At 65.1% G+C, this 25,245-nt stretch carries 22 protein-coding genes; 13 read left to right on the plus strand and 9 right to left on the minus strand.

The window, feature by feature from the left end:
- The first annotated feature begins 1,042 nt into the window (after nucleotides 1-1,042).
- A complete protein-coding gene (locus GIW57_RS05015) occupies nucleotides 1,043-1,387 on the plus strand; it encodes a hypothetical protein (protein ID WP_236509331.1) in 345 nt (114 codons plus the stop codon).
- A 269-nt stretch (nucleotides 1,388-1,656) separates the two neighbouring features.
- On the opposite strand, the gene GIW57_RS05020 is transcribed toward GIW57_RS05015, so the two are convergent.
- A complete protein-coding gene (locus tag GIW57_RS05020) occupies nucleotides 1,657-2,301 on the minus strand; it encodes a hypothetical protein (RefSeq protein ID WP_236509332.1) in 645 nt (214 codons plus the stop codon).
- Nucleotides 2,302-2,587: 286 nt separating this feature from the next.
- On the opposite strand from GIW57_RS05020, the gene GIW57_RS05025 reads away from it, so the two are divergent.
- Complete coding sequence (locus GIW57_RS05025) at nucleotides 2,588-3,481, plus strand: hypothetical protein (protein ID WP_236509333.1); 894 nt, start codon at nucleotides 2,588-2,590, stop codon at nucleotides 3,479-3,481.
- 374 nt (nucleotides 3,482-3,855) lie between these two features.
- A complete protein-coding gene (locus GIW57_RS05030) occupies nucleotides 3,856-4,233 on the plus strand; it encodes an addiction module antidote protein (protein ID WP_236509334.1) in 378 nt (125 codons plus the stop codon).
- 21 nt (nucleotides 4,234-4,254) lie between these two features.
- Here GIW57_RS05030 and GIW57_RS05035 read toward each other — a convergent pair whose 3' ends face one another.
- Complete coding sequence (locus GIW57_RS05035) at nucleotides 4,255-5,190, minus strand: hypothetical protein (RefSeq protein WP_236509335.1); 936 nt, start codon at nucleotides 5,188-5,190, stop codon at nucleotides 4,255-4,257.
- A 161-nt stretch (nucleotides 5,191-5,351) separates the two neighbouring features.
- On the opposite strand from GIW57_RS05035, the gene GIW57_RS05040 reads away from it, so the two are divergent.
- The 4 genes from GIW57_RS05040 to GIW57_RS05055 all read left to right on the plus strand — a co-directional run bounded on the left by GIW57_RS05040 (nucleotide 5,352) and on the right by GIW57_RS05055 (nucleotide 7,949).
- Nucleotides 5,352-6,119 carry a DUF3011 domain-containing protein gene (locus GIW57_RS05040; protein ID WP_236509336.1) on the plus strand — a complete coding sequence of 256 codons (768 nt, stop codon included), beginning with the start codon at nucleotides 5,352-5,354 and terminating at the stop codon, nucleotides 6,117-6,119.
- Between the two features lie 171 nt (nucleotides 6,120-6,290).
- Complete coding sequence (gene rocF / locus GIW57_RS05045) at nucleotides 6,291-7,211, plus strand: arginase (protein ID WP_089241432.1); 921 nt, start codon at nucleotides 6,291-6,293, stop codon at nucleotides 7,209-7,211.
- Nucleotides 7,212-7,377: 166 nt separating this feature from the next.
- Nucleotides 7,378-7,515 (plus strand): entericidin A/B family lipoprotein, encoded by a 138-nt coding sequence (locus GIW57_RS05050; protein WP_019661832.1) that lies wholly within the window; start codon nucleotides 7,378-7,380, stop codon nucleotides 7,513-7,515.
- Between the two features lie 212 nt (nucleotides 7,516-7,727).
- Nucleotides 7,728-7,949 (plus strand): CsbD family protein, encoded by a 222-nt coding sequence (locus GIW57_RS05055; RefSeq protein WP_089241428.1) that lies wholly within the window; start codon nucleotides 7,728-7,730, stop codon nucleotides 7,947-7,949.
- Between the two features lie 78 nt (nucleotides 7,950-8,027).
- Here the strand turns inward: GIW57_RS05055 and GIW57_RS05060 are convergent, their stop codons facing one another.
- On the minus strand, nucleotides 8,028-8,834 hold the full coding sequence (locus GIW57_RS05060) for a hypothetical protein (RefSeq protein WP_236509337.1): 807 nt from the start codon (nucleotides 8,832-8,834) through the stop codon (nucleotides 8,028-8,030).
- 108 nt (nucleotides 8,835-8,942) lie between these two features.
- Between GIW57_RS05060 and GIW57_RS05065 the strand changes: the two genes are divergently transcribed.
- From GIW57_RS05065 to GIW57_RS05080, 4 genes are all read left to right on the plus strand, one after another.
- Nucleotides 8,943-10,238 carry a tryptophan--tRNA ligase gene (locus GIW57_RS05065; protein ID WP_236509338.1) on the plus strand — a complete coding sequence of 432 codons (1,296 nt, stop codon included), beginning with the start codon at nucleotides 8,943-8,945 and terminating at the stop codon, nucleotides 10,236-10,238.
- A 135-nt stretch (nucleotides 10,239-10,373) separates the two neighbouring features.
- Nucleotides 10,374-10,670 carry a hypothetical protein gene (locus GIW57_RS05070; RefSeq protein WP_099819624.1) on the plus strand — a complete coding sequence of 99 codons (297 nt, stop codon included), beginning with the start codon at nucleotides 10,374-10,376 and terminating at the stop codon, nucleotides 10,668-10,670.
- A gap of 183 nt (nucleotides 10,671-10,853) precedes the next feature.
- Entirely contained in the window at nucleotides 10,854-11,786 is a 933-nt protein-coding gene (locus GIW57_RS05075) for an MBL fold metallo-hydrolase (RefSeq protein WP_236509339.1), read from the plus strand.
- A gap of 138 nt (nucleotides 11,787-11,924) precedes the next feature.
- On the plus strand, nucleotides 11,925-13,577 hold the full coding sequence (locus GIW57_RS05080) for a M28 family metallopeptidase (protein WP_236509380.1): 1,653 nt from the start codon (nucleotides 11,925-11,927) through the stop codon (nucleotides 13,575-13,577).
- Between the two features lie 210 nt (nucleotides 13,578-13,787).
- Here the strand turns inward: GIW57_RS05080 and GIW57_RS05085 are convergent, their stop codons facing one another.
- Entirely contained in the window at nucleotides 13,788-15,122 is a 1,335-nt protein-coding gene (locus tag GIW57_RS05085) for an MFS transporter (protein ID WP_236509340.1), read from the minus strand.
- 221 nt (nucleotides 15,123-15,343) lie between these two features.
- Here GIW57_RS05085 and yedA point away from each other — a divergent pair, with 221 nt between their 5' ends.
- Both yedA and rarD read left to right on the plus strand, forming a co-directional pair.
- The gene (gene yedA, locus GIW57_RS05090; protein ID WP_236509341.1) at nucleotides 15,344-16,249 is read left to right on the plus strand and encodes a drug/metabolite exporter YedA; all 906 of its coding nucleotides are present in this window, start codon (nucleotides 15,344-15,346) and stop codon (nucleotides 16,247-16,249) included.
- Nucleotides 16,246-17,145, plus strand: a complete 900-nt coding sequence (rarD, locus tag GIW57_RS05095; protein ID WP_236509342.1) for an EamA family transporter RarD — start codon at nucleotides 16,246-16,248, stop codon at nucleotides 17,143-17,145. Before yedA ends, rarD begins: the two co-directional genes overlap by 4 nt.
- Before the next feature lie 115 nt (nucleotides 17,146-17,260).
- On the opposite strand, the gene GIW57_RS05100 is transcribed toward rarD, so the two are convergent.
- The 5 genes from GIW57_RS05100 to GIW57_RS05120 all read right to left on the minus strand — a co-directional run bounded on the left by GIW57_RS05100 (nucleotide 17,261) and on the right by GIW57_RS05120 (nucleotide 25,164).
- On the minus strand, nucleotides 17,261-20,119 hold the full coding sequence (locus GIW57_RS05100) for a TonB-dependent receptor (protein ID WP_236509343.1): 2,859 nt from the start codon (nucleotides 20,117-20,119) through the stop codon (nucleotides 17,261-17,263).
- Between the two features lie 503 nt (nucleotides 20,120-20,622).
- Nucleotides 20,623-21,939, minus strand: a complete 1,317-nt coding sequence (locus GIW57_RS05105) for an ABC transporter permease (protein ID WP_089241407.1) — start codon at nucleotides 21,937-21,939, stop codon at nucleotides 20,623-20,625.
- 13 nt (nucleotides 21,940-21,952) lie between these two features.
- Entirely contained in the window at nucleotides 21,953-23,110 is a 1,158-nt protein-coding gene (locus tag GIW57_RS05110) for an FtsX-like permease family protein (RefSeq protein ID WP_100461922.1), read from the minus strand.
- A gap of 14 nt (nucleotides 23,111-23,124) precedes the next feature.
- Nucleotides 23,125-23,814 carry an ABC transporter ATP-binding protein gene (locus tag GIW57_RS05115; protein ID WP_025878346.1) on the minus strand — a complete coding sequence of 230 codons (690 nt, stop codon included), beginning with the start codon at nucleotides 23,812-23,814 and terminating at the stop codon, nucleotides 23,125-23,127.
- A gap of 102 nt (nucleotides 23,815-23,916) precedes the next feature.
- Complete coding sequence (locus GIW57_RS05120; RefSeq protein WP_236509344.1) at nucleotides 23,917-25,164, minus strand: efflux RND transporter periplasmic adaptor subunit; 1,248 nt, start codon at nucleotides 25,162-25,164, stop codon at nucleotides 23,917-23,919.
- Between the last annotated feature and the right edge of the window lie 81 nt (nucleotides 25,165-25,245).

A 25,245-nucleotide genomic window follows, 5' to 3' on the forward strand; every position in this document is an offset into this window, starting at 1 on the left:
CGCGATGACCCGGTCCCATTCGATAGCGCGAGAGGCGGCAGCAGCCCCAAATCGCCCGCTTGATTGTTCGTCCATCGGCGTCTGCTCAGTTCGCTGCGGTCCGATGCTACCAAATCGGTCACCCGCAGCGTCCATCGGAACCTCCAGATGTGCGCGAAGCCCAGCCTTTCGGTCGGGCGCAAGATGGCCACGTTACGGTCGCAGTCAATCCTCCGAAGTGCAAGCGGCACGTGCATGCCGGCCTGTGCGCGCGCGTGCGGACGACGGGAACCGATGGTCACCACGCCCGCCCGGCGGGGCTGCGGTGGCGCTGACGGCCGCAGGGGCGGGCGAGGGGCCAGATGCAGGGCGAGGGGCGTCGCCAGGGCGGCGAGTGAGGCCTCACCCCCCGGCGCGCGCAGTCGTCGCCCCGCCACGCCTGCGGTCTTTTTCCCCCTTTTTTTCCGCACCCCTGCACCCCCTGCCCAGGGCACGCCGTAGCAGGGGGCGCTGGCTCTTGGCGGGCCGTGCCGATCCCTGCGGATCCCTGCGCGCCGGGGGTGATTTCAGGCGCGTCCTGGGCGGCCTGGTGACGGCTTAGGGGATGGGGGGTGTCCGGAAAGAGGCAATTTCTGTGTGCCTCCCCTGTTCTGTCTGGCTAAGTGACTGAATCTATTGGCGAATAGTCGATTGCAAACTGGGGCAATCTAGAGCAATTTTTCTAGGCGAGAATTGTAATGTCATTGATTCATAAGGATATTTTTCTAGCCTGAAATTGCGCCCCAAAAAAGCAATCCAGTTACCTAAACATTGCTCAATTATTGCTATTGAAATTTGTCTATAACATATTGTTTTGAAAGGAGGTTTATCCATAACTTCCGACCGATTGCAGAAATTGCCTGTTTCCGATGGGCACAACCTAAATTGCATAAAAAGGCGAGGGGAGTGGCCAACTCACCCTCTCGCCGCTATCTCCACGCCCTCGCCGCTCACGGACCGCCGGCACCTAGTCGTCGCTGGATCTGTCGCAGGCCGTGCGACCGACGGGCGTACCCTGTCGTGCATGACCTTGCCCTCTGGCTTCCACTGGAGCACTCGCTCGGCCAGCCTCCCCGAGGATCTGCCGACCGTGATCGTGTGCGACGGGGTGTGGGTGGTGGCCATGTTCCAGCGCGTGGACAACGGCAGGTGGGTGGCCTCCCTCGACCGGCATCGGAATGGACCAGGCGGACCTTCCCGGCCATGCAGCAGCTACGAGCAGGGGCGTGCCGGCGCCGAGATGTGGGTGACCAGGCACGAGGCCCGGCTACGCGACGACGTCGACCAGATCCGCCGGTACCGCGATGCAGTGCAGGCGAATAGGTTGGCCAAGGCCAGCATCGAGCCGCCTTTCGGCTGGATGGGATAGGGCGATGCAGGCAGCAGCTGCAGCTCGCTGTCGATCGATCGCGGTGACCACGCCTGCAGCCGGATCCGGCACCGGGAAAATAGAGCTTGGACTCCAGCAACGGCAGGCGTTCCACGGCACTGGACCGGGAAAATAAGACGGCCTAAGCCACTGATTCCATGGCTTAGTCCAACTATCTTGTAAACAGTAGGTCATCCGTTCGATTCGGATAAGCGGCACCACTCCGCCGGCAAGGCGACCGGCAGGAACGTCACCTGAGCCGCCGGCGCCTAGCCCAATGGATGCCGGAACGATTCCCGTTTAAAGCGGGAAAACACCGTGAACGCCTCACCGTCCAGTCGTGAACTGGCGAAGAGCTCACGTCGGTCCAAATAGCCGGGCGTGTCGCCCATCGGCACCTCGACGCGGCTTCCGTTGCTGCGGTCGATGATCTCGCAGTACCAGGTTTCGCCGCATGCCCGGCCCAGCACGCGATACACGCGTACCGCGTGCGCGGCGGAGCGCTGGCTCAGCTTCTTGACCAGCGCTCGGCTGGTGAATCCGCTCTCCAGGGTCTGCACGCGCGCCGCTTCAATATGCTCTCTGACTGTATCAGCGCCGGGTAAGCTCAGTAGTACGTCAGTGAGCGCTTCCAGCAGCGCCTCGTCCTTGCAGTGCGCGTCCAAGGCATCGAATCGTGCGAAGTCAAAATCCTCGATGTAGCGCGAGGTCGCTCCCAGCGTACCGTCGAGAATCTCATCGTCGCCACGAGGCCCGAAGCCGATCGCAATCTTGCTGCTGCGATTCAACTCAATGCCGGGCAGGAACGCCATGAACACCTCGGCCACATGGTGTGCGGTGTGACGGAGGGGCGCCGAACCGGCCGGTTCCACGGCGAAACGGGTCGTGCTCAGGTCAAGCTTGCGGAGCTTCATTGACTACGTCCGATGCAGTGAGATTGAGATTGTAAGGCGCCGTGTCAGGTACAGCGCAGCCGCGTCGCTGCACGTCGTTTTGCGCCTGGTTTGGATCAGTACAGCCTTCCGGATTGCGGCCATGCGCTCTCCGCATCAAGGATCTCGGCTGCCTTTCACGCGCTGCTTCCGCAGCTAGCCAGGATGAGATGTGATGAGGTGCATTGTTCCCTGGCTGATCCGTGGTCGCTCTCTCTCGCTCACCCGGTGCTATCCTCGTTCTGGCTGTACTTTTGCAACGACTCAAATGAAGGGAATTGTTGTGAAATTTGTCAGGATGATTCTGGCTGCAGCTGCAGCTCTTGGTGCCTCCCCCGCGTTCGCTGCCAAACCGGTCCATTGCCCTGGTTGCGTTACCGACGCCGACTTTCGTCAAAGAGCAGTCTTGGAAGAGGCAGTGACCAATGCTGGTGGAACGTTCTGGGTTTACAATCTCGGCGCGGGCACGGTGCAGAAATGGTCCATATACCGTTCGATCGGCGGTGGTGGTGGCGGTACACCGAGGGCTGTGCGTGCGGTGACTACCGCAAGCTCTGGAAAGGCGACACAGTTGCCGGTTGAGCCGTATGTGCAGGCAGAGGTCCTGAAAGGGCAGGCGGTTTACGTGAAGGGAGGCAGTAGCCTGAGGCCGCTGTACACCGTTCCCGTAGGTAAGCTGAACGTCCCCGCCGCTATTGGCAAATCGGTTACCGATGTCATGTTGGACGCTAATCTGAAGGCGCAGCTGGAGTCTAAGCTGGGCGACACAGATGTAGTAGGTTCCATCATCGGAGACAGCTTGTTGAGCGCTATCGTTGATGTCGCTCAGATGGCCACCAACGCGCTTGGGCTGAAGGAGGGGACCTACGTCAACTTCCGTTTGGTTATGGAAGACGGAAGCTACCTCGACTTCCATCTGTCTGTGCAAAAGACCACGGCTGATGCTCAGGAAGACACCGCTCGTACTGCAACTGGTCAGCTGGTGCCCGAGAACCTTCAGCAATTGAATGGTAATTGGTCGACTAATGGTGTCGATAATTTGGATCGGCTTGCGAGCTACTTTGAGCTACTTGGTGCGGTCGTCGTGACCGAAGGCAATGGTGGTTTCACGAATGCCATCTCCTGCTCAAATGGCCGTTGTGTAAAGCAGAAGATCAAGTAGGAGCGCTGGGTAAACACCGGCAATCATCCGTAGTTTGGTTCGGAGGGTGCCCAAGGCCCCGCCGAACCAATTTCAACCGACACCCGTTCTACGAGCATCGGCCGGCAGCGTAGGTGGAAACGGGTGCTTCAAAGAGCTGCCCGCACTCAGCTGCGCAAATACAGAGGCGCCTGAGCGGCGCGGCGCCCGGCACCGTAAGCCGAACAGTGCAGGCAGGTCGCCGTGCCGTTCGCAGAATCTGCGACGCCTCGTCGTATGCGCCCGGCCATGCTTCCAGGGCCAGCCCCGCGACATCGAGCAGGCCCGCAAGCTCGCCCGCCTGCTTTGACCAAGTGGCCGCAGCGTATACGCGACAGAAGATGAGGCAGATCGTCATGAACAACAAAGTACAGCTGCACGATTGGGACGCTGCTGAACACCTGCGCGACGAAGAAGACATCGCTTTTTTCATCGAAGCCGCGCTGGAAGAGGCTCCCGATGACTCGGCCTTCATCGCATCCGTACTGGGTATCGTGGCGAGAGCACGAAACATCTCAGATCTTGCACGCACTACGGGGATCGCTCGCGAAACGCTCTACAAGATGCTGCGTGGAGAAGGAAACCCAACCGTGGGCAACCTCAGCAAGCTGGCCAGATCGCTTGGGTTCCGTCTGAGCTTGGTGCCGGTCGACAGCAACGGCAAGCCAGTCAAGGTGAAGCCCAAAGCCAAGTCAGGCAAGGCCACTTCGAAGAAGGTGAAGAAGGTGGCGTGAATTGGCACTGTTCGTGTCCGATCAACGCCGGTCTGGATCACCCGGCACCAAGTGCCGCCACGGGAACACATCCTTGGCGAAATGGCTGACATAGCCGCCCGTTGCTGCCTGGATGACCATGAACGACAGCCGTGGACGCATGGCCTGCAGCATCTGCAGCTGCACCACATCCAACGCGCTGTTGCGCAGCCGGAAGGTGTGCAGCGCATCGAAGGCGCCGCTGGCGAACAAGCGCTCATAGGCCGCGAAAGGCGTGACCGCATCAGGCTCGCGCGCGTCTGCCCAGGAGAACTGCAGTTCCGTCGATTCGCTGAAATCCAGCAGGCCCAACCCAGGCAGGTTGCGTGATGCGGCGAGGTTGTCGATGAAGCGCTGGGTGTCCGAGCCACCGCCAATGCGCAGGCTGTGCAGGTGTGGCAGCGGCACATCGAAGAACGCGGCGTCCGGTGCATTCGGCACCACCAGTTCGCTGAGGTGCGGCGCCCTGCAAACGAAGCGGGCGATCTCGCCGTCTTCTTCCATGATGGTGCCCGCGCGCTGCACCAGCGACATGTTGTGGTCGGCCGGTTCGGTGGGGGAGATCGACAACGAGCGAAGGCGTGGGAAACGCACATCGCTGTCCAGCAGCGCGGTGAACTCCCACTCACGCGTGCCATTGGCCCCTTCGTCCGGGCCGGTGAACGACAGCGACATGATCGCATCGGCCACGCGCTGGTCGGACAGGCAGGCCAACGTCCACGCGAATGGCTCATCCCATGGGTTGCCGAAGAACTCCACGTGCAGGCCGCCGTACAACGGCGCCACGGTTACCCGTTCCTGCAACGCTGCCCACAGCGGGCCGGCCGGGTCCTGGATGTCCAGTTCATGCTCGGCCGCGCAGTCCAGATTGAACGCATGGATGCGTTGCTGCAGCGCAAGCAGCTGCTGCTGCGCGTGGTCGAAGGGCGGGGCGGTCATGTGTGTGTACCGGACGTCCGTGTGATACCACCGATGATAGCGCTGGCCCGCTTGCGGTGGTCTGCAGCCGGTGATCGGTGGCTTGATGTTCCTCACGACAGAGCGACTCCGGCAGCCCCCATACTGGTGGCCACCGCACACCTCTTGCCAGGAAGCCGACCATGCGCCGCCACCGCCTGTCGTTGACCGTCGCGCTGCTCGCCAGCGCCTTCGCAGCACCGGCGATGGCCGCCGTGCCGTTCTTCAACGCCAGTTGCCCGGGTGGCATCGACGTGCACGCCGATGAAGGCGGGCCGGTCTATGTGCAGGGCCGCGAGGCCACGCTCAAGCGCTTCAACGATCGCTACGTCGAGGCGCGCGATGCCAACAGCGGCACCACGCTTTCGATCAGCACCGGCGATGACGGTGCGCCGCAGGTCAGCTACACCGGGCGCGGCGGTGCCAACGGCATCTGCCAGGTCAGCAGCGTCGGTTCCCCTGCGGCCGCAGAAGGCGGCAGGCACCACCGGCATCAGAATCGCGATGACGATGCGGCGCTGCCACGGGAAGTGACCTGCGAATCCACCGACCAGCGCCAGGTGTCCTGCGACATGGACACACGAGGCGCTGTGGAGATCGTGCGCCAGCTCAGCCGTACCCGCTGCGAGCAGGGCAGCAACTGGGGCCTGTCGCGGCATTCGGTGTGGGTCAACGGTGGCTGCCGTGCGACGTTCCGCAACATGTCCAAGGCCGCAGCCAACGCGCCAGCGGGCGATACCGCGCTCGGTTCGTGCAACGCAAGCAAAGGAGCGCAGGGCACGCTGGTGACCCAAGTACCGGTCGGAACCGATTACCAGGAACTGATCATCGATTATCCCGATGGCCGTTTCCTGTGCATGATGAGCAACAACGGCCGGATACAGAGCGTGACGCCGATACGGCATCGTTGATCACGATGGGGTAGTGCCGGCCGCTGGCCGGCAAACTCCGCGAACCCTCAGGGCAGAATGGTTGCCGGCCAGCGGTCGGCACTACCCGTGGGTGGTCCTGCTGCACCGCCGCGAGTGGTGTCACATGCGTCTGGCTAGACTGTGCTTCTTTTTCGTTCGCAGGAGGCACCCATGGCCCATCATCCCGCCGTTACCCTGATCGGCGTCCCCACCGACATCGGGGCGGGCCATCGCGGCGCCCGGCTGGGGCCGGAAGCCCTGCGCGTGGCTGGCCTGCCTGAAGCGCTGGAAGCGCGTGGCGTGGACGTGCGCGACCTCGGCAACCTGGACGGCCCACGCAACCCGTGGACCGCGCCGGTGCAGGGCTACCGCCACCTGGACGAAGTGGTGGCGTGGAACCACGCGCTGATGGAAGCCAGCTATGCAGAGCTGCAGGCCGGGCGCATGCCGATCATGCTCGGTGGCGACCACTGCCTGGGCATCGGTTCGATCACCGCTGTTGCACGCTGGTGCCGTGAGCAGGGCAAGGACCTGCGCGTGCTGTGGCTGGATGCGCACTCGGATTTCAACACCAGCGATGTGACCCCGTCGGGCAACATCCACGGCATGCCGGTGGCCTGCCTGTGCGGCCTTGGCCCGGATGCGCTGACCAAGCTGGGTGGCACCTCGCCGGCCATCAAGCCTTCGCAGATGCACCAGATCGGCATCCGTTCGGTGGACCCGGAAGAGAAGCGCCTGATCAAGACCCACAAGGTCGATGTCTACGACATGCGCTACATCGACGAGAACGGCATGAAGCGCACCGTGGAAGCGGCGCTGGCCGGCATCGATGAGAACACCCACCTGCACGTCAGCTTCGATGTCGATTTCCTCGACCCGAGCATCGCCCCGGGCGTGGGTACCACCGTGCCGGGCGGGGTGAACTACCGCGAAGCGCAGCTGGTGATGGAGATGATCGCCGACAGCGGGCGCATGGGGTCGCTGGATATCGTCGAACTCAATCCGCTGCTGGACAACCACAACAGCACCGCCGAACTGGCCGTGGATCTGGTGGAAAGCCTGTTCGGAAAGTCGACCCTGATGCGCGACTGAGAGGGTCCAGCCTGAACGGTTGGACGAACCGTTCACACGCGCTCCACGCCCCTGCCGCCAGATTGCACCTCACGCGGCAGTGTTGGCTTCAACCAGCCTGCCGCCCCGATCAATACAACCGAACCCCGTGATTGAGCGGTGTAGCGGCAAACCCAAGGAGAAGCCCATGAAGCGCGTAGTTGCCCTGATGCTGTTGTCGATGTTCTCGGTGGCCCTGCTGGCCGGTTGCAACACCGTTGCCGGTGCCGGCAAGGACGTGCAGAAGGCTGGTGAGAAGGTTGAGGATGCTGCCAAGGGCAACTGAGCCTGAGGTGGTGCGCAGTACGGAAAAGGCCGGGATCTTCCCGGCCTTTTTTCATGCGCGATTGCTGGAAGTGGGCGCAGCGTGTCGATGCGTAGTGAACCATTCAAGCAGGTGAGCAGCGTTTTCATGGTCGGTTGACCGTGCTTCAACAGCCATTGCGGGAAGCTGCATGCACGGTAACAACGCCGTTGCATTCCAAGGAAGCCTCAGCAATGAACAAAGACATCATTTCCGGCAAGTGGTCCCAGCTCAAGGGCAAGGCCCAGGCGAAGTGGGGCGATCTGACCAATGACGATTTCGATGTGGCCGAGGGCAATGCCGAGTATCTGGCCGGCCGCTTGCAGGAGCGCTATGGCTGGGCCAAGGACCGCGCTGAAAAAGAAGTCCGCGACTTCCAGGACAGCGTGAGCAAGGACTACCCGGACTACAAGTAACCGGGCCACGCACGCCCACGTTCTGCCCCCACAGACAACGCCCGCGCCGGAAGGTGCGGGCGTTGCGCTGTGTGGCGATCAACGTGCCGGCGGGTCGGGCACGTAGCGGTTGGGGAACGCCTGCGGCTGGCGGTCCAGGCGCGACGGCGAATCGAGCAGGATGCCGCGTGCGCGCAGGTTGCGGGCGCTGTCGTAGCGCAGCTGCAGCACCTGTGCCGGGCTGTGGGTGGCGCGTTCGAAATCGGTATCGCGCACCGAGGAACTCTCACGTGCACCATGGCCGGTGCCCAGCGCAGGTGCCTGCGACTTGGCCGAGTAGCCTTCGATGCGGCTGGCGCTGGCATCGGCGGCCGCCGAGGCTTCGGCTGCCTCTGGTGCCGGCCCGGCGCGATCACGCAGGATCGGCTGCGGACGCGGGTACCAGCGGCGCGCCTCTTCGAACACCGCTACGCCAACCACGCCGACGTTGTCGGGGCGGCCGGTGCGGCTGGCGTAGCTGCCGCTGGGGCTGCTGAAGACGAACTGGGCCACTTCATCCTGGGTCTTGCGCCAGCCGGTGATGTCCGCGCGCTGTCCGGGATTGAGCACGTAGCCGGTCTGCGAGGGATCGGCATCTTCGCCGGAGATGGCGTTGACCCCGTCCACCGACAGCACCACCAGCACCCGGCGCGGGCTGTCGTTGTACAGGCGCACCGCATAGCGATGGCCGCGCTCGCCGGCCACCCAGTGCTGGCCGTCGGCCGGGTAGCTGCGCAACTCGGTGCCGCGGTCGCGGTCGACCAGGGCCACGCGCACCGGGCCGTCCTGCGGCATCGGCGGGGGCAGCGGGGCCGGGCGGAAGCCGGCCAGGGGCAGGATCAGCAGCAGGGGCAGCAGGCGTTTCATCGGGCGTCTCCAGCGGGGTTGGGTGAATGAACGTGCCGGGGGCCCTGACGGGGTTGACCGTGCGCACGGTAAACTGGCTCCGTTCATAGAAGGTTTCCGTACGCAGTCATGACGACCCGAGTCCTTACCGGCATCACCCCCTCCGGCACGCCCCACCTGGGCAACTACGTTGGCGCCATCCGTCCGGCCATCGCGGCCAGCCGCGCGGCGGACATCGAGAGCTTCTTCTTCCTGGCCGATCTGCACAGCCTGATCAAGTCACAGGACCCGCAGCGCACCCAGCGCGCGACCCTGGAGATCGCCGCCAGCTGGCTGGCCTGTGGCCTGGACCCGGAACACGTGTGGTTCTACCGCCAGAGCGACATCCGCGAGACCACCGAGCTGATGTGGTTCCTGACCGCCATCGCCAGCAAGGGCATCCTCAACCGCGCCCATGCCTACAAGGCGGCGGTGGACAAGAACCGTGAGGAAGGCCAGGACGAGGACGCAGGTGTCAGCGCCGGCCTGTTCATGTACCCGGTGCTGATGGCGGCCGACATCCTGATCTTCAAGGCCAACCAGGTACCGGTGGGCCGTGACCAGATCCAGCACATCGAGATGGCGCGCGACTTCGCCCAGCGCTTCAACCACGTGTACGGCAAGGAGTATTTCCCGCTGCCGGACGTGGTGATCGACGAGCAGGTGGCAACCCTGGCGGGCCTGGATGGCCGCAAGATGAGCAAGAGTTACCACAACACCATTCCGCTGTTCGTGCCGCGCGAAGAGCTGAAGAAACTGGTGTTCTCGATCCTGACCGACTCGCGTGCACCGGGCGAGCCGAAGGACACCGAAGGTTCGGCGCTGTTCCAGATGTACCAGGCGTTCGCCACCCCGGAGCAGACCGCCGCATTCGCCAAGGCCTTCGCCGACGGCATCAGCTGGGGCGATGCCAAGCAGCAGCTGTTCGAGCGCATCGACGGCGAACTGTCGCCGCTGCGCGAGCGCTACAACGCGTTGATGGCCGAGCCGGAAAAGATCGAGGCACTGCTCAAGCGCCGTGGCCAGCAGTTGCGTGAGCAGCTGGCGGCACCGCTGCTGGAAGAGCTGCGCCATGCGGTCGGCCTGCGCGATCTGTCCGATGCCGGTGACATCGCCAGCGAAGATGCCGGTGAAGCCCGCGCCGCGCCGCCGCTGTTCAAGCAGTACCGCGAGAAGGATGGCCGTTTCTACTTCAAGCTGACTGCAGGTGACGGCACGCTGCTGATCCAGAGCGAGGGCTTCGACTCGCCGCGCGATGCCGGCCAGCTGATCGCCGTGCTGAAGCAGGCCGAGCAGGGCGACCAGCTGCAGAGCGATCTGTTCAAGCTGGAAGCCGAGGTCGATGCGGTGCTGGCGGCGCTGGCCGTGCTGCGCGAAGCGGCCTGACCTGCACCACCTTTGTAGAGCCGAGCCCACGCTCGGCTTGGCGGAAAAGCAGCCGAGCATCGGCTCGGCTCTACAGTGCATTGCGCCCATGCCATGATGTCCGCGCGCCTCAGGCGCGATGACATGGAGTCTGCAATGGCCTGGTTGTCGCTGCTGCTGTTCCTGCCCTGGTTCATCCTGCTGGGCAGCCTGTACTGGCTGTTCCCGCGCCAGCCGCGTACCGCGCGGCGACGCCTGTTCGATGGCGCCACCCTGGCGCTGGCGCTCGCCTTGAGCATCGTGGCGATGCTGTGGGGCCACCACATCGGTCTGGTACAGCCGGGCGCCGGACCGATCTGGCCGCAGGTGCTGGCGGTGCTGTATGCCTATGGCGCGTTCCTGGCGGTGCTGGTGATGGCCCTGTTGCTGCGGCCGCGCTGGTTGCGCCTCTGATGTAGCGCCCCGCGTGTGCCCTCTGTAGAGCCCAGTCCATGCTCGGCTGATGTCTGGCAGAAAGGCAGCCGAGCGTGGGCTCGGCTCTACGGAATTGCCCCCTCCGACCAAAGCCGCATCGATCACGCCATGCCGGCGCGCCTACCATGGGCCTCTGTTCCCGATCCTGCCAGGTGCGCGTCGATGACCGCCGATCCCAGCATCCACACCATCGATACCGGTTTCCAACGGCCTGATTTCGATGCCGCCTACCTGATCATCGAAAACGGTCGTGCCGCATTCGTTGACTGCGGCACCGGCCTGTCAGTGCCGGCGATGCTGCAGGCCTTGACCGACAACGGGCTGGGCGTGGAGGCGGTGGACTGGCTGCTGCTGACCCACGTGCACCTGGATCATGCCGGCGGCGCTGGCCTGCTGATGCAGCAGCTGCCGAATGCGCGTGCGGTGCTGCATCCGCGCGGCGCGCCGCACATGATCGATCCGACCCGGCTGATCGCCGGTGCCACCGCCGTCTATGGCGCCGAGGAAATCGCGCGCAGCTATGGTCGCATCGAAGCGATTCCCGAGCAGCGTGTGGTGGTGGCTGACGACGGTCAACGCATCGATCTGGCGGGCCGCGAACTGGTGCTGCTGCATACGCCAGGCCATGCGCTGCACCACTACTGCGTGTGGGATGCGCGCAGCCGCAGCTGGTTCACCGGAGATACCTTCGGTATCTCCTACCGCGAACTGGACAGCGCGCAGGGCGCTTTCATCTTCCCCACCTCATCGCCGGTGCAGTTCGATCCGGACGCGATGAAGGCGTCGATCCAACGCATGCTCGGCTACGCACCGCAGGCGATGTACCTGACCCACTACGGTCGTGTCGAACAGGTCGAAAAGCTGGCCGAGGATCTGTTCGAACAGATCGATGCGATGGCAGCAATCGGCCGCCAGTGCGACGGCCGTCCCGACCGCCATCGGTGCCTGCTGGCCGCGCTGCAGGCGCTGTACCTGGAGCGTGCACAGCAGCATGGCTGCGCACTGGACCTGGCCGCAGTGACCGAGGTGCTCGCGATGGATATCGAACTCAACGCGCAGGGCCTGGCCTGCTGGCTGGACCGCGCGTCGCGCTGACCCGCGCAGTGCTTGGCGGCGGCAAGAGGGTAGATCCACGCCATGCGTGGATGACGCGGGCCCAGGCTGCGCCGCGATGTCACGACCACGTTACACTCTGGTGACTTCCAAGCTAGCCGTGGTACTGCCGTGAACCCGATGCGCGTGTTGCTGCTGTCGTCCTGCCTGTTCGTCGGTGGCCTGGCCCATGCGGCCAATGACCTTCCCGGCGGCGGCATCGATCCGCAGGCGCTGTCGCGTCATGTGCGCGTGCTGGCATCGGACGAATTCGAAGGCCGTGCACCGGCCACCGAAGGCGAAGAACGCACCGTGCAGTACCTGATCGAGCAGTTCCGCAGCTACGGCCTGCAGCCGGGTGGCGTGGACGGCAGCTGGGTACAGCCGGTGCCGCTGGTGCGCGCGCAGCTGGACGGCCAGGCCAAGGCCAGTCTTGCCCTGAAGGGCGGCAAGCGCGCGCTGGCCAATGGCGTGGACGTGACCCTGCAGAGCCTGCAGCCGCGCAAGCGCGTGCAGATCAAGGAGGCGCCGTTGGTGTTCGTCGGCTACGGCATCGACGCGCCCGAGCGCCACTGGAATGACTACAAGGACGTAGACCTGCACGGCAAGATCGCCGTGATGTTGATCAACGATGCCGATTTTGAAGCCGACGCGCCAGGTGCGTTTGATGGCAAGGCGGTGACCTACTACGGCCGCTGGACCTACAAGTTCGAGGAAGCCGCGCGCCGGGGTGCCGAAGGCGTGCTGATCGTGCACGAGACCGCACCGGCCGCCTATGGCTGGGCCACGGTGAAGAGTTCGGGCACCTCGCCGCTGTTCGACATCGAGCGCGGCCAGGCCGAGGCGATGGCCCAGCACACGCCGCTGCGTGGCTGGATGCAGCGTGAGCTGGCCGAACAGATCTTCGCCGACGCCGGCCTGGATTTCGATGCAGAGAAGCGCAAGGCGATGAGTGCGGACTTCCGCCCGGTTGCGCTGGACAACGCCAAGCTGAGCGTCGATTTCGCGCTCAAGCGCGAGCAGGTGGTGACCCGCAACGTGGTGGCCAAGCTGCCCGGCGGCGAGCACGCCGATGAGGCGGTGATCTTCTCGGCGCACTGGGATGCCTTCGGCATCGGCCAGGCCGACGCCAAGGGCGACCGCATCCGCCGTGGTGCGATCGACAACGCCACCGGCGTGGCCACCGTGCTCGAACTGGGCCGGGTGTTCGCCGCCGGCCCGCAGCCGCAGCGCACCCTGTACTTCGTCGCCCTGACCGCCGAAGAGAAGGGCCTGCTGGGCGCCAGCTACTACGCCGCGCACCCGCTGGCGCCGCTGGACAAGACTGCTGCGGTGCTGAACATCGAGATGTTCAGCCCGGATGGTGCCACCCGTGACATCGCCTCGTGGGGCAAGGGGCGGGTGTCGCTGGAAGGCGACCTGGAACGCGTGGCCAAGGCCCGTGGCCGCAGCTACAGCCCGGATCCGAACCTGGAAGCCGGCTTCTTCTACCGTGCCGACCACTTCGCCTTCGCCCGCCTGGGCGTGCCGGCGATCACCATCGGCCCGGGCCTGGACAAGCTTGAGGGCGGCGTCGAGGCCGGTCGCGCGCTGCGCGAGAAGTACTTCGCCGACTGCTACCACCAGGCCTGCGATGCATGGACGCCGAGCTGGGATCCGGCGGGCCACGCGGCCGACACCCTGCTGGTCTACGATCTCGGCGCCGAGCTCGCCAACAGCCGTCGCTGGCCGCAGTGGGAGAAGGAATCGGAATTCCACGGCACTCGCGAGAAGAGCGAAGCCGCCCGCCGGTAAAGGGCAATGCCGGCCACCGGCCGACAACCTCTGAACGCACGGTAGTGCCGGCCGCTGGCCGGCAACCTCATGAACCTTCCGAAGTGACGCGCAGATGCCGGCCAGCGGCCGGCACCATCACGTCTTCAGCCGCTCTGCCGCAGCAGCGTCCACGCGGAAAACAAAACGGCCACCGGCATTGCACCGGTGGCCGCGATCACTACGGCGCGCTTACTTGCGCGTGCCGTCGAGCCAGTTGGGGCCCTTGTTGGTGAGGAAGAACACATAGACCACCAACGATACCGCGATCGTTGCGGTGACGTAGATGGCGAACCAGTCCACGTGGCCGGTCTTCAATGCGCCCTGGTACAGCAGCGGCGCGGTGCCGCCGAACAGCGAGTTGGCCAATGCATAGCCGAAGCCCACACCCAGTGCACGAATGTGGGTGGGGAACAGCTCTGCCTTCACCACGGCGTTGATGGAGGTGTAGCCGGTGAGGATGACAAAGCCCAGTGCCAGGGTAAGGAAGGCGAGGGTGGCATCGTGCTGGTGCGGCAGCTGGGTGATCAGGTACCAGCTGTACAGCACGCCGCCCACACCGAAGAACACCAGCAGGCTCTTGCGGCCGATGATGTCCGACAGCCAGCCGCCGACCGGCTGCAACACCATCAGGAAGGCCAGCACACCCAGGTTGATCAGGGTGCCGGTCATCGGGTCGTTGCCGGCGAAGGCGCTCTGGATCATCTTCGGGCCGTTCACCGAGTAGGTGTAGAAGGCGATGGTGCCACCGGCGGTGATCAGGAAGCACAGCAGCAGCGGACGCCACTGGTGCACGAACAGTTCGTACATCGAGCCGGACTTCTTGTCCTTGCCCTCGCGCGCGGCTTCGATGGAGGATTCCGACAGCGACTCGTCCATGCCACGGCGCAGCCAGAACACCACCACGGCGGCGATGCCACCGATGCCGAAGGCGATGCGCCAGCCCCACTCGGAGATTTCCGGCTTGGCCCAGAACGTCAGCATCACGAACAGGGTCAGCTGGGCCAGCACGTGGCCGCCCACCAGGGTGACGTAGTGGAACGAGGACAGGAAGCCGCGGCGGCCGGGAATGGCGGCCTCGGACATGTACGTGGCGCTGGCACCGTACTCGCCACCGGTGGCGAAGCCCTGCAGCAGACGCGCGAACAGCAGGATGATCGCCGCCCAGATGCCGATGCTGGCAGCGGTGGGGGTGATGGCGATGATGAACGAGCAGAAGGCCATCAGCGTGACCGACACGGTCAACGCCAGGCGACGGCCATGACGGTCGGCGAACCGGCCGAAGAACCATGCGCCGATCGGGCGCATCAGGAAGGTCGCGGCGAAGATCGCCCACACGTACATGGTGGAGTTCTTGTCTTCAGGCGAGAAGAACTGCGATTCGAAGTACACGGCGAACACCGAGTACACGTAGACGTCGTACCACTCCACCAGGTTGCCGGCGGAGCCTTTGAGGGTGTTGGAGATGGAACGCCGCAGTGCGGCGCCGTCGGTGGCGGGTACGGCGGGATGGGACGTGGTGCTCATCTGGGTGAGGATCCTCGATGCGGTGCGTCCATGCGGGAAAGATCGGTGCCAGGGGCGCGCAGTGCGCTGCCGGCCAGCCTCCTGGGTACTGCATCCCACGTCAACGCCGGGTGCCGGAAGGGCGGGCGGGACATGGATGGATGACAGCGTGCCACCACATGGGCTGCCGGACCATAACCAAAACGTCCTAAAATCGGTTTCCCCCGGCTCCCTGGTGTGTCATGTCGGCTCCCCCCGTTCCGTCTGCGGCTGCCCCCCGGGGTGGCCTTGTTGCGTTGGCGCTGCTGCTGGTCTACGTGGTCTGGGGCTCGACCTACCTGGGTATCGCCAAGGCCCTGCATGGTGGCGCGCTGCCGCTGACGATGGTCTCCGGCAGCCGGTTCATCATTGCCGGCGGCGTGATGTACCTGGCGTTGCGCCTGTTCTGGAAGATGCCGAAACCGACCCTGCGGCAGTGGCGTAACCTGGCCATCATGGGCGTGACCATGCTGGTGCTGGGCAACGGCATGGTGGTGCTGGCCGAGCGCGAGGTGTCATCCGGCCTGGCCGCCACGGCGGTGGCCTCGGTGCCGCTGTGGATGGCGTTGTTCTCGGCCCTGCGCGGCCAGCACGCCAGCAAGGGTGAGTGGCTGGGCATCGCCGTCGGCTTCGTCGGCGTGGTCTGGCTCAACGCCGGCAGCAGCCTGACTGCCTCGCCGACCGGGCTGGTGCTGCTGCTGATCGCACCGGTGGGCTGGGCGTTCGGCTCGGTGTGGGCACGCGGGCAAGACCTGCCGGGACCGTTCATGACCGCCGCCGGGCAGATGATCTGCGGGGGTGTGCTGCTGGTGCTGATCGGCCTGGTCGTCGGCGAGCGCCCCACCACCCTGCCCGACAGCGGCGGCCTGCTGGCGATGGCCTATCTGTGCGTGTTCGGTTCGATCGTGGCGTTCACCGCTTACGTCTGGCTGCTGCAGAACGTGCGCCCGGCGCTGGCCGGCAGCTATGCCTACGTCAATCCGGTGATTGCTGTCCTGTTGGGGGCTGCATTGAATGGTGAACGCTTTGGTTGGCGCGACTTCCTGGCCATGGCGGTGATACTTCTGGGTGTGGTGGTACTGACGATGGCAAGGACACGCAAGCGATGAGCATGGACGAGAAAGAACAGCGACGGGGCCTGTTGATCACTGCCTCCACCTTCGTGCTGTGGGGGCTGGTGCCGGTGTACTGGCATCTGCTCAACGAAGTGCCTTCGTTCCAGATCATCGCCCACCGCATCATCTGGAGCACCGTGCTGGTGGTGGCCTGGCTGCTGATCGCATCACGGCTGGGCTGGTGGAAGAAGATCGCCGCGCAACCGCGCGCGCTGCCGATCCTGGCGGTATCGAGCCTGACCATCGCCTTCAACTGGGGCCTGTACATCTGGGCGATCAACGCAGGACATGTGATCGAAACCAGCCTGGGCTACTTCATCAACCCGCTGGTGAACGTTCTGCTGGGCGTGCTGGTGCTGAAGGAGCGCCTGCGCCGCGTGCAGTGGCTGGCGGTAGCCATCGCCGCGGTGGGCGTGGCCTGGCTGACCATCGATGCGGGCACGCCGCCGTGGATCGCGCTGGGCCTGGCGTGCTCGTTCGGCCTGTACGGCCTGCTGCGCAAGCTGGTGTCGGTCGATCCGGTGGCCGGGCTGGGCGTGGAAAGCCTGTACCTGTTCCTGCCGGCGCTGGGTTTTGCGCTGTGGGCCGAGAACGGCCATGGCGGCGGCTTCTTCGGTGGCTGGGGCTGGGGCAACGATCTGCTGTTGATCTTCGGTGGCGTGGTCACGGCGGTGCCGCTGATCGGTTTCGCCTACGGGGTGAAGCGTATTCCGCTGTCGCTGGTCGGCATCCTGCAATACATCGCACCGAGCCTGCAGCTGCTGCTGGGCGTGTTCTTCTTCCACGAGGCCTTCGACAGCGGCAAGGCGATTGGTTTTGCGGCGATCTGGGCCGGGTTGATCCTGTTCGTCGCAGACAACGTGCGTGCGATGCGCGCCGCCAGACGGTAGCACCGCGCGGCGGCGCACATGACGGCGGAAAAAAGAACGGCGCCCCGAGGGGCGCCGTTCTGCTTCCATCCACGGCCAGGAGAGAGTTGGCCGGGGCGGGAACGCGGTTGCAGGCTTAGAAGCGCTGCTGGTACTTCATGTACATGAAACGACCGATGTCGAAGCCACCGTAGTAGGTGAAGCTGCTGTTCGGCTGGCTGTACATGATCGGACCCTGGTGGTCGAACACGTTGTTCAGGCCCAGCGACACGGTGCCATCCCACGGCAGGCTGTAACGCACCTGCAGGTCGTGGAAGGTGTTGGAACCCACCTTGCGGCTCGGCTGTGCATCGGTATACGGCGAGGAGAAGTCGGCCATGTTGCAGTCCGGGCCACCGCCCAGATCGTACGAGCAGGCTTCCTTCATGCCCGAGTAGTAACGGGCGGTCCAGCCGATGCCCAGGTTGCCGTACTGCCAATCCAGGTTGAAGGTCGAACGCACGCGGAAGTCGCCGGCCCAGCCCACACGCTGCTCCACCGGGGTGGTGGCGGCGCTGTCGTTGCGCTGCTCCAGGTAGTCGGTGTAGGTGGTGTTCCAGTTGATGGCGAACTTGCCGTATGCGGTTTCCGGCAGGCGGTAACGCACACCGATGTCATAGCCGGCGGTTTCGCGGTAGCCGGCGTTGACCAGCGAGCGATCCAGTGCCGAGACCTGGCCACGGGTGGCCGCAGCGGTGGAACGGGTGAAGCGACCGCATGCCGAATCCACACCCTGCACGTAGCACTGGTTGAGGATGTCGGTGGCCGACTCGCCGACGATGGCGTTGTCGATGCGGATCTTCCACCAGTCCAGGCTGACGTCCAGGCCCTGCACGAATTCCGGGCTGTAGACCAGGCCGACGGTCCAGGTCTTGGCGGTTTCCGGCTTCAGTTCCGGGTTGGAACCGGAGTTGAAATCGGAGGTGGCCTGCTGGCCGGGGCGGTTGGCAAGGTTGCCGTCCGAACCGGTTTGCTGACGGAAGTTGGCCGGCACGTTCAGCGCCTGGCAGCGTGCTGCCACGGTCGGGCTGCTGGCGGCGATGCCGAACTTCGTATCGCACGGATCGGTGAACGAATCGCGGCTGGACACTGCGCCGCCGTAGAGATCGTCCACGGTGGGTGCACGGAAGCCGGTGCCGTAGGTGGCGCGCACCAGCAGGCTGTCGATCGGCTTCCACTTCAGGCCGAACTTGCTGTTGGTGGTCGAACCGAAGGTGTTGTAGTCGGTGTAGCGACCGGCCAGGTCCAGCGACAGCTCGCGGGCGAAGGGCATGTCGGCCAGCAGCGGCACCTGCATTTCCAGGTAGACCTCGTTGAGCGAGTAGTCGCCACGGGTCGGCTGGCCGGTGGTACCGGCGATCTGGCCCTTCTGCACCATCAGGTCCGGGGTGTAGCTGGCTTCTTCGCTGCGGTGCTCGAAGCCCATCGCGCCCATGATGTCGCCGGCCGGCAGGGTGAACAGCGAGCCGGAGATGTTGGCGCTGGCGACCTTGGTGGTGCTGCGCATCTTGTCGACGAAGCGGGTGAACAGGTAGTCCTGCACGTCCTGGTTGCCCAGCGAGCCCGGGCCGGTGTAGCCCATCGGTGCAGCCGGATTCCACGGCACGCAGCCGGCGATCACCGCACCCGGCGTACCGCAGCGGGCAACGCCGCCGTCCATGAAGGACGGGCCGACGGCCAGGTTGACGTGCGGCTGGTACATGCTGCCGGTGCCGACGCGCTCGCCTTCATTGCGGTTGTACATGTAGCTGACGTTCCAGTCCCAGTAGCGCGAACCGGTTTCGAAGCTGCCTTCCAGGCCGAGGCTGGCACGCTTGGTTTCCAGCGTGTTCTCGGTACCGCGCGGCAGCTCTTCGGTGCGGTGCGAGAACAGCACGTCCTGGCCCCACTTGTTGAAGGTGCTGTCCTTGGACAGGGCAGCGCGGGTGCCGTTGCGCGACTGCGCAGCCGAGACCGAGTACGGGTAGCCGGCCAGGTGCTTGGTCGACTCGCGCTTGCTGTACAGCGCGTCGGCGACGATGCGCAGGTTGTCGGTGATCGAGAAGCCGCCGTTGGCGAACACCGAGGTGCGCTCCAGGCCGCTCAGCAGGCTCATGTTGGTCTTGGCGTTGGCGCCGTCGGCCGGGTTCGGCGTGTGGAAGTTGCCAGCGCTGCTCGGGTCGCCGCCCGGGCCGACGGTCAGCGGCTTGCCACCGACGGTGACGGTGCCCCACTGGGTGGTCGGGCTCAGCGCGTCGACGTCGTCGGCATGGCGCGGGCCGCCCGGATAGCGGCTGAACTCGCGCGCATCGCCGAGGATCTCGTCTTCCTTGGTGCGCTCGGCGCCGACGCTGAACCAGCCGCGGTCGAAGGTCTTGCCGAAGGTGGCGCTGTAGGAGCGCTTCTGGCCGTCGCCTTCACCGTACTGGCCGACATAGACGCTGGCTTCGCCACCGTCGAAGTTCTTGCGGGTGATGATGTTGACCACGCCGGCGATGGCGTCCGAGCCGTACAGCGCCGAGGCGCCATCGGTCAGCACTTCCACGCGTTCGACGATCGCCGACGGAATCGAGGCCAGGTCGGAGTAACCGCCGGCGCTGACGCCCATGCGGCGGCCGTCGATCAGCACCAGGCTGCGTTCCGGGCCGAGGTTGCGCAGGCTGACATACATGCCGCCGAAATCGCGCGAGGAGCTCAGCGAGGACGAACGGCTCAGGCTCGGTGCGCCGGCTGCAGTGACGTCCTGCAGGATGTCGGCAACGTTGACGTAGCCCTTCTTCTCGATGTCGGCGCGGTTGAGTGCCACCACCGGCTGCGCGGTCTCGACACTGGCCTGGCGGATGCGCGAGCCGGTGATCTCGATGCGGTCGAGGTTGGTGGGGGTATCGCCGGCTTCCTGTGCGAAAGCGGGCGTGGTGCAGCTGGCGGCCAGCGCGATGACGATCGCGTTGCGCAGCGGGGTGGTCTTCAGGGACATCCGTGAAATCTCGTGTTTCAGAAAAAACATGCGTCCGTTCTATGGACGCGTGGGGTGCTGCAAACCAACGTGGGGGCCGGATTCTAGAGTGTTTTCATCGGTAACTGTTTGTCCGCGCGCGCTGTAACGCCGCGAAAATGAATCGCAACCAACAATCCACAGGTGTGCTGTGCGCAACGTCACGCGCGCTGCGTTTGCGATGGGCAGAGGCATCGATAGCGGCGGTGTTTACGCAATCTGTAGCGATGCGAGTGCGGATGCCTCCATCCACGCATGGCGTGGATCTACTGGATCCCGCACGCGCCACATCGGTAGATCCACGCCATGCGTGGATAGGCCCACAGTAGATCCACGCCATGCGTGGATGGGCCGCAGTAGGTCCACGCCATGCGTGGATGGGCCGCAGTAGATCCACGTCATGCGTGGATGGCACGCAAACAAAAAAAGGGACGGAGCCTTCGCTCCGTCCCCTTCGCAACGCTCATTCAATCAATGCCTGGTGCTCAGGTCTCGCGCAGCGCCGTGGTGATCGGCAGCCGTGCCGCGCGCAGCGCCGGGAACAATCCGCCCACCAGGCCGATACCCAGCGCCCACTTCAGTCCACTCCACAGCAGTTCCGGCGATACATGGAACTTGAACACCACCGCGCTGAAGTTGCTGCCGATGGTGGACACGCTGTAGCCGTTGAACAGCAGCCACGCCACCGCACACCCCAGCAGGCCACCCAGCAGCGCCAACAGCATGGTTTCCAGCATCACCGCAGTCACCACCGGCAGGCCGCGGAAGCCGATCGCACGCATGGTGGCGATCTCTCTCGCGCGCGTGGCCACGGCGGCATACATCGTGTTGAGCGCGCCGAACACGGCGCCGACCGCCATGATGGTGCCGATCACCTTGCCAAGGATGTCGATCAGCTTGGTCAGACCGCCACCCTGCTTGCTGTAGTAGACACGCGTGGTTTCCACGTCCAGCTTCAGTCGCGGATCGGCGGCGACCGCGGCCTTGAACTGCTCGAAGCCGGCCTTGCCATCGGTGCGCACGCTGATCGACTGCCAGGCACTGCGCTGATAGGTGGTGGCCAACGTGTCGGCGTCGGTCCACAGTTCCGAATCATGCGCATCTCCGGTGGCGAACACACCTACGACCGTCCAGGTCTGGTTGCCCAGGGTGAGCGTTTTGCCAACGTCCATGTCGCGGAACTGGCTCTTGGCACCCTGGCCGACCACGATCTCGCGCAGGCCGGCGGCGAACCGGCGGCCCTCGACGATCTTGACCTTGTCATGCACGGCCCACGCCTGCGGGCCGACACCGCGGAACTGCGCGTTGACGTCGGTGCCATCGGCCTTGGACACCAGGTTGACCACCTGCGACAGTTCCGGCGACAGCAGCGGCCGCCCCTGCGCATCGCGGGTGATGCCGGGCAGGGTGGACAGCGTGGGCACCTGTTCGCGGGTGATGACCGAGTTGGTCTCGGCCTGCGAACCGCCGCGCAGGACGATCGCGGTGGTGTCATCGCCGGTGTTGTTGAGCGTGGCCTGGAAGCCTTCACCCATCGCCAGCATCGCCACCAGCACACCGACCACGCCGGCGATGCCGACCACGATCACCGACGACGCACCCCAGCGCTGCGGCAGGCTGGCAATACCGATGCGGGTGGCGGCCAGCGCCAGCCGCCCACTGCGGGTGAGCGCCAGCCACAATCCCACCAGCACCGCGATGGCCAGCACGCCGATCCACGGCAAGCCGATCCACACCGCCAGGCCGACGGCCAGCAACAGGACGGTCACCGCGTTTCCCAGCCACTTCTTGAGCTTGTTCATGTCGGTGTCCTCTTCAGCGGCCGGCGAGCGCGTCGACGATCTTCAGGCGCTTGGCACGCAGTGCGGGCAGCAGCCCGACCACGATGCCGATCACCACGATCAGGACGATGCCCACCAGCCAGGTCGGCGTCGGTACGTGCGGCGGCAGCATGCCCATGCTCTTCGGGCTGATGGCCGGCAGGATCAACGCCGCCAGGCCCATGCCGAGCAGTCCACCGAGGCCGATCAGCAGCACCGATTCGACCATCACCAGGGTCAGCACGGTGCTGTCCTTGAAGCCCAGCGTCTTCAGCGTGGCCAGTTCCGGGATACGCTCGCGCACCGCCTGGGCCATGGTGTTGCCGGTCAACAGCAGCAGGGTGAAGAACACCGCACCCATGATCGAGGTGACGATCATGCCGATGTCGGCGAACTGCTTGACGAACGCCTGCTGGAACGCCGACTCGGTCTGGGTCTTGGTTTCGTGGTCGGAGTTGGCCGAGATCGCATCGATGGCCTGTGCCACCCGCGAAGACTGCTCCGGGTTGTCCAGCGTCACCGTGTACCAGCTCACCTGGTTCTTGATGTAGTCGTTGGATTCGTCGAAGTACTTCCAGTTCATCATCAACTGGCGTTCTTCGTTGGCTGCCAACGCGCGATCCTTCGAGCGGTAGATGCCCTTCAGTTCCAGCGGCCAGTCGTTGCTGCCGCCACGCGGGAAGATGGTGGCCTGCAGCGGGATGGTGTCGCCGACCTTCCAGCCGAACTGCTTGGCCAGCGTCTCGCCGACGATCGCACCGGTGCGGGTCTGCTGCCAGTCCTGCAGCTGCGCCGGGTCGATCTGCAGTTCGCGGTAGACATCGAAGTAGTTGGGCGCCACCGAGAAGTTGGGGAAGAAGTTCTTCGGGTCCTGGTAGATGCCGCCGAACCACATGCCGTAGGTGACATCGCGCACGCCACTGACCTGGCGGATCTGCGCTTCCAGGCGGATCGGCAGCGACTGGGTGATCGACAGGCGCGAGGCTGTCACCAACCGGTTGGCACCTTCCACACTGCCACCGGAAGAGAACGCCACGCGTACCGAGTCGAGCATGCCGAACAGCAGGAACGCGGCCACCACCGACAGCAGGGTCAACAGGGTGCGGGTGCGGCTGCGGAACAGCTGCGCCCAGACCAACGAGAAGTATTTCATCGCTGTGGCCTCCGTCAGTGGGCCAGCGGGGCGTCGGCCAGCTCGCCCTTGTCCAGGTGCACCGTGTGGGTGGCGTACTCGGCGGCCTTCGGGTCATGGGTGACCATGATGATGGTCTTGCCGTGTTCGCGGTTGAGCTGCTGCAGCAGGCCCAGGATCTCTTCGGCGGACTGGCGGTCGAGGTCGCCGGTCGGTTCGTCGCAGATCAGGAAGGTGGGGTCGGAGACGATCGCGCGGGCAATCGCCACGCGCTGCTGCTGGCCGCCGGACAGTTCGTTGGGACGATGGCTGCGGCGGTCGGCCAGGCCGACCAGGGTCAGCGCGATCTCGGCATTGCGCTTGCGCTGCGCCGCGCTGAGGTGGGTCAGCAGCAACGGCAGTTCCACGTTCTTCTGCGCGGTCAGCATCGGCATCAGGTTGTAGAACTGGAACACGAAACCGACGTGATGGCTGCGCCACGTCGACAGCTGGCCGCCGCTCATCTGGTCGATGCGCTCGCCTTCGATGCTGATCTCGCCGCCCGTGGGGTTGTCCAGGCCACCGATCAGGTTGAGCAGGGTGGTCTTGCCGGAACCGGACGGGCCCATCAGCGCGACGAAGTCGCCGCTGGCGATATCCAGGTCGATGCCGTGCAGCACCTGCACCTTTTCGGGGCCACGCTGGTAGGTCTTGGTGATGTTGCGCAGTGAAACCAGGGTCGACATGGGTGGTTCTCCACGGAAGGCGGGAAACGGGGAAGCGCACCGGCGGAGGCCGCAGGCGTGCGTCGAGCGGTGCTGCCGGTGGCGCCCGTGGGCGCCAGGCCGTTACTGCGCTTGTTTCTGTTGCACCTTGGCGCCATCGCGCAGGGTGTCCGGCGGGTTGACCACCACCGACTCCCCCGCGCTCACGCCCTTGAGGATCTGGCGGTCCTTGCCCATCGCCTGGCCGGCCTCGACCGTGCGCTGCTGCACGCGGTTCTGGTCACCCAGCACGAAAGCCACCGAGACGCCCTCGCGCTGGACCACCGCACCGCCCGGCACGCGAACGCCCTGCGGCTTGCTGGCCGCCTGCGGCTGCGCCTGTTCCAGGAAGCTGACCCGCACGCCCATCTCCGGCACGATGCGCGGGTCTTTCACTTTCAGTGCCACCCGCACCTTCACCGTGGCCTTGCCGCGGTCAGCGGTGGGAATGATGGCGATCACCTCGGCCGGGATCTTCCAGTCCGGGTAGGCGTTGAGCGTGGCTTCCACCGGCATCTTCGGCTGCACGCGGCCGATGAAGGCTTCACCGACCTCGACTTCGATCTCCAGCGATTCCATGTCGACGATGGTGCCAATGCCGGTACGGGTGAAGCCGCCACCGGCCGACAGCGGCGAGACGATCTCCCCGGGCTGCGCGGCCTTGGCGGTGACCACGCCGGAGAACGGCGCGCGCACGATGTTGTTGTCCACGCCGAGGTCGGCGATGGACAGCTGGTCGTTGGCCACCTTGACGTTGCGCCGTGCGGTTTCCAGCTGCGCACGCAGGCTGTCACGCTGGGCCACGGCCTGGTCGTACTGCGAACGCGAGACCAGTTGCTGGCCGACCAGTGCCTGCAGTCGACTGGCCTCGGCGGCGGCCTGCTTCTGCTGGGCTTCCAAGCCGACCACCTGGCTGCGTGCGGCTTGCAGCTGCGAGGCATACAGGCTGCGCTGCGCGTCGGCATCGATCGGGTCCAGGGTGGCCATGATCTGCCCCTGTTCCACCCGCATGCCCTCTTCAATCATCACCTCGCGCACCTTGCCGGTGATCTTGGCCGACACCGTGGCCATGCGCCGGGCGACCACGTAGCCGCTGGCATCGAGCACCGAACTGCTGGCGCTGCCCTGCTGGATGGCCACGGCCGGCGCGGTGTCCACTTCCACGGTGGGCGCGCGGCCGAACAGTGCGAACGCACCGCCGGCCAGCAGCACGATGATCACGACCACGGCGACCCACAGCCAGCGGCGGCCACCACTGCCGCCACTGGAGGCCGGCGGCGGCGACTTGCGGTCAATACGGAGTTCCTTCAACAGCTCGGCAGAAGCGTTCATTCGTTCCATCACAGGCGTTCGGGCGGGTGTGACCGGAAGGGCAGGCAGCGGCGGTTCCGGCGGTGGAGCGTGCGGCACAGC

The sequence above is a fragment of the Stenotrophomonas sp. PA-6-5C genome (assembly GCF_021605635.1).
GTDB lineage: Bacteria > Pseudomonadota > Gammaproteobacteria > Xanthomonadales > Xanthomonadaceae > Stenotrophomonas > Stenotrophomonas lactitubi.

Coding starts and splice junctions, on each gene's coding strand:
- GIW57_RS05120 (WP_236509344.1), bottom strand. CDS start 25,164: ATGAACGCTTCTGCCGAGCTGTTGAAGGAACTCCGTATTGACCGCAAG.
- GIW57_RS05030 (WP_236509334.1), top strand. CDS start 3,856: ATGAACAACAAAGTACAGCTGCACGATTGGGACGCTGCTGAACACCTG.
- GIW57_RS05015 (WP_236509331.1), top strand. CDS start 1,043: ATGACCTTGCCCTCTGGCTTCCACTGGAGCACTCGCTCGGCCAGCCTC.
- GIW57_RS05055 (WP_089241428.1), top strand. CDS start 7,728: ATGAACAAAGACATCATTTCCGGCAAGTGGTCCCAGCTCAAGGGCAAG.
- rocF (WP_089241432.1), top strand. CDS start 6,291: ATGGCCCATCATCCCGCCGTTACCCTGATCGGCGTCCCCACCGACATC.
- GIW57_RS05065 (WP_236509338.1), top strand. CDS start 8,943: ATGACGACCCGAGTCCTTACCGGCATCACCCCCTCCGGCACGCCCCAC.
- GIW57_RS05075 (WP_236509339.1), top strand. CDS start 10,854: ATGACCGCCGATCCCAGCATCCACACCATCGATACCGGTTTCCAACGG.
- GIW57_RS05070 (WP_099819624.1), top strand. CDS start 10,374: ATGGCCTGGTTGTCGCTGCTGCTGTTCCTGCCCTGGTTCATCCTGCTG.
- GIW57_RS05020 (WP_236509332.1), bottom strand. CDS start 2,301: ATGAAGCTCCGCAAGCTTGACCTGAGCACGACCCGTTTCGCCGTGGAA.
- GIW57_RS05085 (WP_236509340.1), bottom strand. CDS start 15,122: ATGAGCACCACGTCCCATCCCGCCGTACCCGCCACCGACGGCGCCGCA.
- GIW57_RS05110 (WP_100461922.1), bottom strand. CDS start 23,110: ATGAAATACTTCTCGTTGGTCTGGGCGCAGCTGTTCCGCAGCCGCACC.
- yedA (WP_236509341.1), top strand. CDS start 15,344: ATGTCGGCTCCCCCCGTTCCGTCTGCGGCTGCCCCCCGGGGTGGCCTT.
- GIW57_RS05050 (WP_019661832.1), top strand. CDS start 7,378: ATGAAGCGCGTAGTTGCCCTGATGCTGTTGTCGATGTTCTCGGTGGCC.
- GIW57_RS05080 (WP_236509380.1), top strand. CDS start 11,925: ATGCGCGTGTTGCTGCTGTCGTCCTGCCTGTTCGTCGGTGGCCTGGCC.
- GIW57_RS05035 (WP_236509335.1), bottom strand. CDS start 5,190: ATGACCGCCCCGCCCTTCGACCACGCGCAGCAGCAGCTGCTTGCGCTG.
- GIW57_RS05025 (WP_236509333.1), top strand. CDS start 2,588: ATGAAGGGAATTGTTGTGAAATTTGTCAGGATGATTCTGGCTGCAGCT.
- GIW57_RS05040 (WP_236509336.1), top strand. CDS start 5,352: ATGCGCCGCCACCGCCTGTCGTTGACCGTCGCGCTGCTCGCCAGCGCC.
- GIW57_RS05105 (WP_089241407.1), bottom strand. CDS start 21,939: ATGAACAAGCTCAAGAAGTGGCTGGGAAACGCGGTGACCGTCCTGTTG.
- GIW57_RS05100 (WP_236509343.1), bottom strand. CDS start 20,119: ATGTCCCTGAAGACCACCCCGCTGCGCAACGCGATCGTCATCGCGCTG.
- GIW57_RS05060 (WP_236509337.1), bottom strand. CDS start 8,834: ATGAAACGCCTGCTGCCCCTGCTGCTGATCCTGCCCCTGGCCGGCTTC.
- rarD (WP_236509342.1), top strand. CDS start 16,246: ATGAGCATGGACGAGAAAGAACAGCGACGGGGCCTGTTGATCACTGCC.
- GIW57_RS05115 (WP_025878346.1), bottom strand. CDS start 23,814: ATGTCGACCCTGGTTTCACTGCGCAACATCACCAAGACCTACCAGCGT.